The following is a 6,153-nucleotide window of genomic DNA, read 5'->3' on the forward strand; positions in this document are numbered from 1 at the left end:
CGAAGTTTTGTTATGAATGAATTGTTTCTTTGTAAATCTAAAAATGCCTTCTATTAAAAACTTCAGCCAATACAACTGCCTCTTTTATGGTTTCAGGGTTTTTCAGAAGCTTAGCGTATTTATTTCCATTTTGGTACTCTCCAGCTACATCAACAACCTCCCCTAAAAGTTTTTCATCATTTTCAATATCAACCTGATCATCTAGTTTAACTAAAGGTTGACGAACATCCCGATATGCTCGATTGTATTCTCTTTCTTTTGCTAAAGGTTTCACTTCCTCAGCATATTCGTCCGTCTTAGTTAATTCTTGATATCCTCTTCTTGGAGTTGGCTCAACTAATTCCTCTTCAGTTTCCTCCGGAGCATCCTGGTGTTGTTCACTTCGTATCTCCCGCAATAGTTCTTCGAAGGAAGGTCCTTGATTAGGAACATTATCATTTTCGCCCATTTCTGGGGCTTCATTATCTGCCTTCTTTTTAGCAAAAGAAGTGTAAATAAAATAAATGATTACTGCAATAATATAGAATACTGTACTACTGTCCATGAACCTATAGGATGATTTAAAAATAAATTTACAAAAATAATCCGGTATGAGGCTATTTTTTTGATAGGTATCAATAATTGAGGTTTAATGGTTTTTCCAGAAAATACCATTGACCTGTCCATGGAGATTCAATATCCTAATTAAAAATATTAAGATTAAAGTTAACTCAATACATGATTTTAGTCAGATATTCATAAAATTTAAATTTTTCTATTAATAATTAAACTAATTTTGCTTAAATTATAGTATTGTTTAACACAAGCTTTCAGTTAACAAAACCAAATCCTACCATGAAAACGAACCCCATAAATAACACGCTAGGCGGAAAAACCATCGCCTTTCCTAACGTAATCGTAAAAACACGCTATGGAAATGTCAATTTAAAGTCCATAATCGAAAATAAAAGAATTATAATTTGCACCAACCCTTCTGTTTTAATCCCAAAGACAGCAGAAGGTCGAAATAGGTTTGAATCGGCCTTAAAACAACTTAAGAAACTAAACTTTCATCTCATCGGGTTTAACAAAAACACTTTTGAGGAACATTTATTTTGTGTCAATTGGCTCAATTCACACATGGAGGATTGTTTGATTTTCCCTATCTATTATTTACCAAAAAATGAAGTGAAAAAAAATCTGGAAGAAATGCTTTCAAAAGAGATTTTAATTGACAATCCTATTTATTTTATCGATAAGATGGGAAATACGCAATCGATAATTAACGGCGATGACACTAAAAACAATAACCTTGAAAACATTGTGGAATTGGCTTCTAAAATGGTGTTGTCTGATCAAAACTTTGCAAATTCAATTAATCGCCTAGAAAATTAATACCTAATCAGGTAAATCATTAAGCAGTAGTTGAATAGTACCAATGGAAAAAATTGGTCCGGCTATAGTGCTAATAATATGCTTTCACGAACAGGTGCATCCACTTGGGATAAGGATGATAGGGAACTGTATGAAAAAATCAAAAAAATTAATACAATAAATATTTATAAAAACACTTTATTCGATGTGAATTAATTTAGTATCGCAATCTTTGAAATCAGTTCTTTATCCTGGGGATTTATCGCCTTTTTCGCTTCATCTTTCCCCATGTCTATTTCAGGCGAAAGTTCTAAATTCACCTCCTTTATAAGTGCGTTGTATTTTTGAATACTTGCATCTATTTCTGCCCCACATTCCACCTGTAAATCATCCGTGATGGCAGCTCCGTGAAGTAGCCCTTTACTTCCAACGATAATGGTTTTAGAACCTATTACCTTACCTATAACCTCCCCTAAAATAACAACTTCAGCACCTTCTATATCACCAATTACTTGTCCTGATTCGCCAATGATAATTTTTTTTATGGTTTTAATATTGCCTTGGATAATTCCTTCAACCCTAAGGTCATTTTCTGTGAATACATTCCCTATTACCCTAAATCCACGCAAAAAAAAGGAAACAAAACCCAATGGGTGAATCGTCATTTTATTGGTGTTTTTCGGAGTCCTCATTAATGCTTTTTATTTACACTATTAAATTCAGGTATGCAAAAAGCAAATAAACAAAACTTGCCATTAGATTACAATTCCATTTGTTAAGCTACTGATAACTGCAATTTTCTTTCGTCCATAATTAAATAAACCTTTTTTAATTAGCATTATTTATATAATATCACTTTAACCCATTAATTAGCCTTTTTCAATTAATTAATTGATTATTTCGACAATTTTAAGCGCCATTTTTAAGGATATTTAATTCAAAAAAAATTGAAAACCAGTAATTTAAAATTAATTCGAGGGTTTATTTTAAACCTTTTCTATCTAGAAAAAACCATCTAAACTTTTTCAAGTAATCGACATTAAGGGTTAAGTATTCCAAATTATCCAATTTAAACAGATTATGCCTCAAGTATTCCCTAGTAATCAAGGGCAGTTATAGGCCTACAATTTTACACGTTTGAAAATTGAATGGATTAGGTTAAATTTGTTTAGGTTTAAATCTACTACATGCAACTCTCCAAGTTAGAAATCAGAGGTTTTAAAAGTTTTGGCGACAAGGTGATGATCCACTTTGACAAAGGAATCACTGGAATAGTGGGCCCTAATGGTTGTGGAAAATCAAATGTTGTAGATGCCATCAGGTGGGTACTTGGAGAGCAGAAGACCAGGATGTTGCGTTCTGACAAGATGGAAAATGTCATCTTTAATGGCACCAAAAACAGAAAGCAACTCAATATGGCTGAAGTTTCGCTGACCTTTGAAAACACCAAAAACTTACTTCCCACAGAATACACCCATGTCACTATAACAAGACGATACTACCGCTCTGGAGAAAGCGAATATTTATTGAATGACATCACCTGTCGTTTAAAAGACATTACAAACCTATTCATGGATACAGGGATCAATTCTAATAGCTATGCTATAATAGAATTAAAAATGATCGATGAATTGCTCAATGATAAAAACAATTCCAGAAGAGAATTATTTGAGGAAGCAGCTGGTATATCTAAATTCAAAACAAGAAAAAAAGAAACACTAAAGAAATTAGGAGACACGGATGATGACCTCGATAGGGTTGAGGACTTGCTGTTTGAAATAGAAAAAAACTTAAAATCATTAGAAAAACAAGCGCGGCAGGCGACCAAGTATTTTGAGATAAAGAAGGATTATAAATCAGCCAGTATCGCACTTGCTAAAAAAGGCGTCTTCGACCAACGGGATTCTCTTATAAATCTGAACAATAAGCTAGAAGCTGAAAATGATCAAAAGGTTCAATTGAGTGCAACATTGGCGAATAAAGACGCATTTCTGGAAAATCTTAAATCAGAAATGATCAACAAGGAAAAGCTACTGGGAAGTAGACAAAAAGCCTTAAATGAACATGTCAATAAAATTCGTCAATTTGAAAGTGATAAAAAAATAAAGAATGAAAGACTAAGGTTCCTTCAAGACAAGTCTCATCAATTGCGCGAGCAAATTGAACAGGACAAAAAAAGCAATGAAAGAGCAGGCTTCAGTATAAAATCTCTTGAGCAAGAACAAAGGATTTCAGAAAAACTTACCAATGAAAAAGAAATCACTGTAAATGAATTAAAAGCCGTTTATGAGGAAAAGAAGGCAATGCACAATGCCTCTTTAGAAAAACAAAAGGTAATGCAAAGCACTTTCGCCCGCAAACGCGACGAAATGTACCAATTGTCTAAAAGCCAGGAAATTAAACAAATACAACTTACTACTATAAAGCAGGAGTTGGAAAAAACAGCTACGGATGACAACAGTCAGATAGAAAATTTAGCAGGGTTTGAGGAGAAACTTCAACTAATCAAGTCCCAATTAGACAAAGAAAACAAGGCCTTTGAGATTCTCAAGAGTGAAGAAGCCGCTCACCTAGCAAAGCAGGAAGAGACCAGCAGAATGCAGGAATTGATAAGGGAAGAGCTCACACAGGTGAACCGTAAACTGGATGCCAAAAGCAATGAATTCCAACTTACCAAATCCTTGGTTGACAACCTGGAGGGTTTTCCAGAGGCCATTAAGTTTTTGAGAAAAAACAGTCAATGGGGCAAAAACATGCCCTTGCTTTCAGATATCATCACTACGGATGAAAAGTACAGGGTTACCATAGAAAATTTTTTAGAGAACTACATGAATTATTATGTGGTGGACAATGATTTAGAGGCCATTACGGCAGTGAAACTTTTGAGTGATTCGGGCAAGGGAAAAGCACATTTCTTTGTGCTTGAAAGATTCGAAAAATTCAGGGCAAGCCAAAACAAGCTTTTTCCTGACGCTGTAGCAGCTACAGAAATTATAGAATATGATTCAAAATATGCACCACTGGTGGCTTATTTATTGGACGATGTTTACATATTTGCTGGAGACATTCACCAAGTACCAAAAACCCAAGAAGGAATATTTATTACAGAAAGCGGGAAATTTATCGATCGAAAGTTCACCATTTCTGGTGGTTCAGTGGGGTTATTTGAGGGCAAAAGGATAGGTAGGGCTAAGAATCTTGAAAAGTTGGAAAAAGACATTAAAATTCTACAAAAAAAGATTAACGAAACCAGGGCCAACCTAGATAAGAGAACTGCCGAACTTTCTAAATTAAAAGCGGTTAATTTTAAACATGCGATAGAAGAAAAACAAGCGATTGTAAATGAGTTGAATCAGGATTATGTTTCAATTAAAACCAAGAAGGAGCAGTTGGCTGAAATGCTCACCTCAAACGCCAATAAAAAAGAAGATATCGAAGAGAAAATCTTCACGCTTACTGAGGAATTGGAAAATCTAGGGCCTTTGTTAAAGGAAGAAAAAGAAGCCTTTGAGTACCTGGAGGAAGAAATTAACAATATAAATTCCGACTTACAGGAAGCTTCAGAAGAACTCTCCCACAGGTCTTCTCAATACAATGAAGAGAACATTCTTTACCATCAACAATTAAACAAACTTCAAAGTATCGCTCAGGAAATCACCTTCAAACAAAGTACTTACGAAAGTAGCAAACAGCGAATCGAAAAAGCGCAAGGTGAAATGGGCCAAACTGAGCAAGAAATTAAGTCATTAATTGACAACAATGAAGTTAAGGATGACGAGCTTATTGAACTTTACAGCGAGAAAGAGCGCATTGAATCTGGTGTAAATGAGGCTGAGAAAGACTACTATGCCTCTAGAGGAGCAATAGATGAAGTAGAAAAATCAATCAGAGAAATTCAACGGAGAAAAGAGCAATCGGATAATTTATTGATGGATCTAAAGCAATCTGCCAATGAAATAAACCTTAAGCTTAACGCAATCAAAGAAAGGCTGAGTGTGGAATTTGAGCTGGACCTGGATCAGATCATGGAAGAAAATCCGGAATTAGACGAGGAACATGCATCAAAAACGGAGAGCACTTTGAGAGAAGAAGTCCAAAAATCAAAATCAAAGTTAGAAAAAATAGGGCCGATAAACCCCATGGCAATGGAAGCCTACGACGAAATTAAGGAGCGTCACACTTTCATTACCACTCAAAAAGATGACCTCATCAAAGCAAAAGAATCACTGATGTCTACCATTCAAGAAATTGATCAAGTAGCAAAAGAAACTTTTACAGATGCTTTTGAAAAGATAAAAATCAACTTCGTTAAGGTCTTTCGTTCTTTGTTTACTGAAGAAGATGATTGCGACTTAAAGCTGACTGACCCGGATATGCCCTTGGAAAGTAGTATAGAGATCATCGCTAAGCCCAAAGGCAAACGTCCATTATCTATCAATCAACTATCAGGTGGTGAAAAGACATTGACAGCCACTTCCTTGTTGTTTTCCATCTATCTGCTAAAACCTGCACCATTTTGTATTTTCGATGAGGTAGATGCGCCATTAGATGATGCCAATATTGATAAATTCAACCAAATCATTCAGAAATTCTCGAATGAGTCCCAATTTATCATTGTCACCCATAATAAGCGAACCATGGCAAGTACAGATATAATTTACGGCATTACCATGATAGAAACAGGTGTCTCCAGAGTTGTGCCTGTAGATTTGAGAGAGTTGGTAGATGAGGAGGCTTCACCAGAATAAGTAGGGTCTGCTTAGAAAATAAAAAAGAGGAGATTTAGGTGAATTGAGTGGG

Annotated in this window: 4 protein-coding genes; 2 read left to right on the top strand and 2 right to left on the bottom strand. The window is 35.1% G+C overall.

Annotation, left to right across the window (positions count from 1 at the left end; genetic code table 11):
* Positions 1–37 precede the first annotated feature (37 nt).
* Positions 38–544: a hypothetical protein gene (locus tag AAC073_RS15855; RefSeq protein ID WP_339924766.1), complete on the bottom strand. Its 507-nt coding sequence runs from the start codon at positions 542–544 to the stop codon at positions 38–40.
* A 290-nt stretch (positions 545–834) separates the two neighbouring features.
* Between AAC073_RS15855 and AAC073_RS15860 the strand changes: the two genes are divergently transcribed.
* Positions 835–1,374 (top strand): hypothetical protein, encoded by a 540-nt coding sequence (locus AAC073_RS15860; protein WP_339924767.1) that lies wholly within the window; start codon positions 835–837, stop codon positions 1,372–1,374.
* A gap of 191 nt (positions 1,375–1,565) precedes the next feature.
* On the opposite strand, the gene AAC073_RS15865 is transcribed toward AAC073_RS15860, so the two are convergent.
* A complete protein-coding gene (locus AAC073_RS15865; protein ID WP_339924768.1) occupies positions 1,566–2,045 on the bottom strand; it encodes a polymer-forming cytoskeletal protein in 480 nt (159 codons plus the stop codon).
* Between the two features lie 495 nt (positions 2,046–2,540).
* Here AAC073_RS15865 and smc point away from each other — a divergent pair, with 495 nt between their 5' ends.
* Entirely contained in the window at positions 2,541–6,101 is a 3,561-nt protein-coding gene (gene smc, locus AAC073_RS15870; RefSeq protein ID WP_339924769.1) for a chromosome segregation protein SMC, read from the top strand.
* Positions 6,102–6,153: the final 52 nt, after the last annotated feature.

The sequence above is a fragment of the uncultured Cyclobacterium sp. genome, from assembly GCF_963977555.1.
GTDB lineage: Bacteria > Bacteroidota > Bacteroidia > Cytophagales > Cyclobacteriaceae > Cyclobacterium.

Excerpts from the sequence above, each read along its gene's own strand:
- AAC073_RS15860 (WP_339924767.1), top strand. The coding sequence starts at position 835 with ATGAAAACGAACCCCATAAATAACACGCTAGGCGGAAAAACCATCGCC.
- AAC073_RS15855 (WP_339924766.1), bottom strand. The coding sequence starts at position 544 with ATGGACAGTAGTACAGTATTCTATATTATTGCAGTAATCATTTATTTT.
- AAC073_RS15865 (WP_339924768.1), bottom strand. The coding sequence starts at position 2,045 with ATGAGGACTCCGAAAAACACCAATAAAATGACGATTCACCCATTGGGT.
- smc (WP_339924769.1), top strand. The coding sequence starts at position 2,541 with ATGCAACTCTCCAAGTTAGAAATCAGAGGTTTTAAAAGTTTTGGCGAC.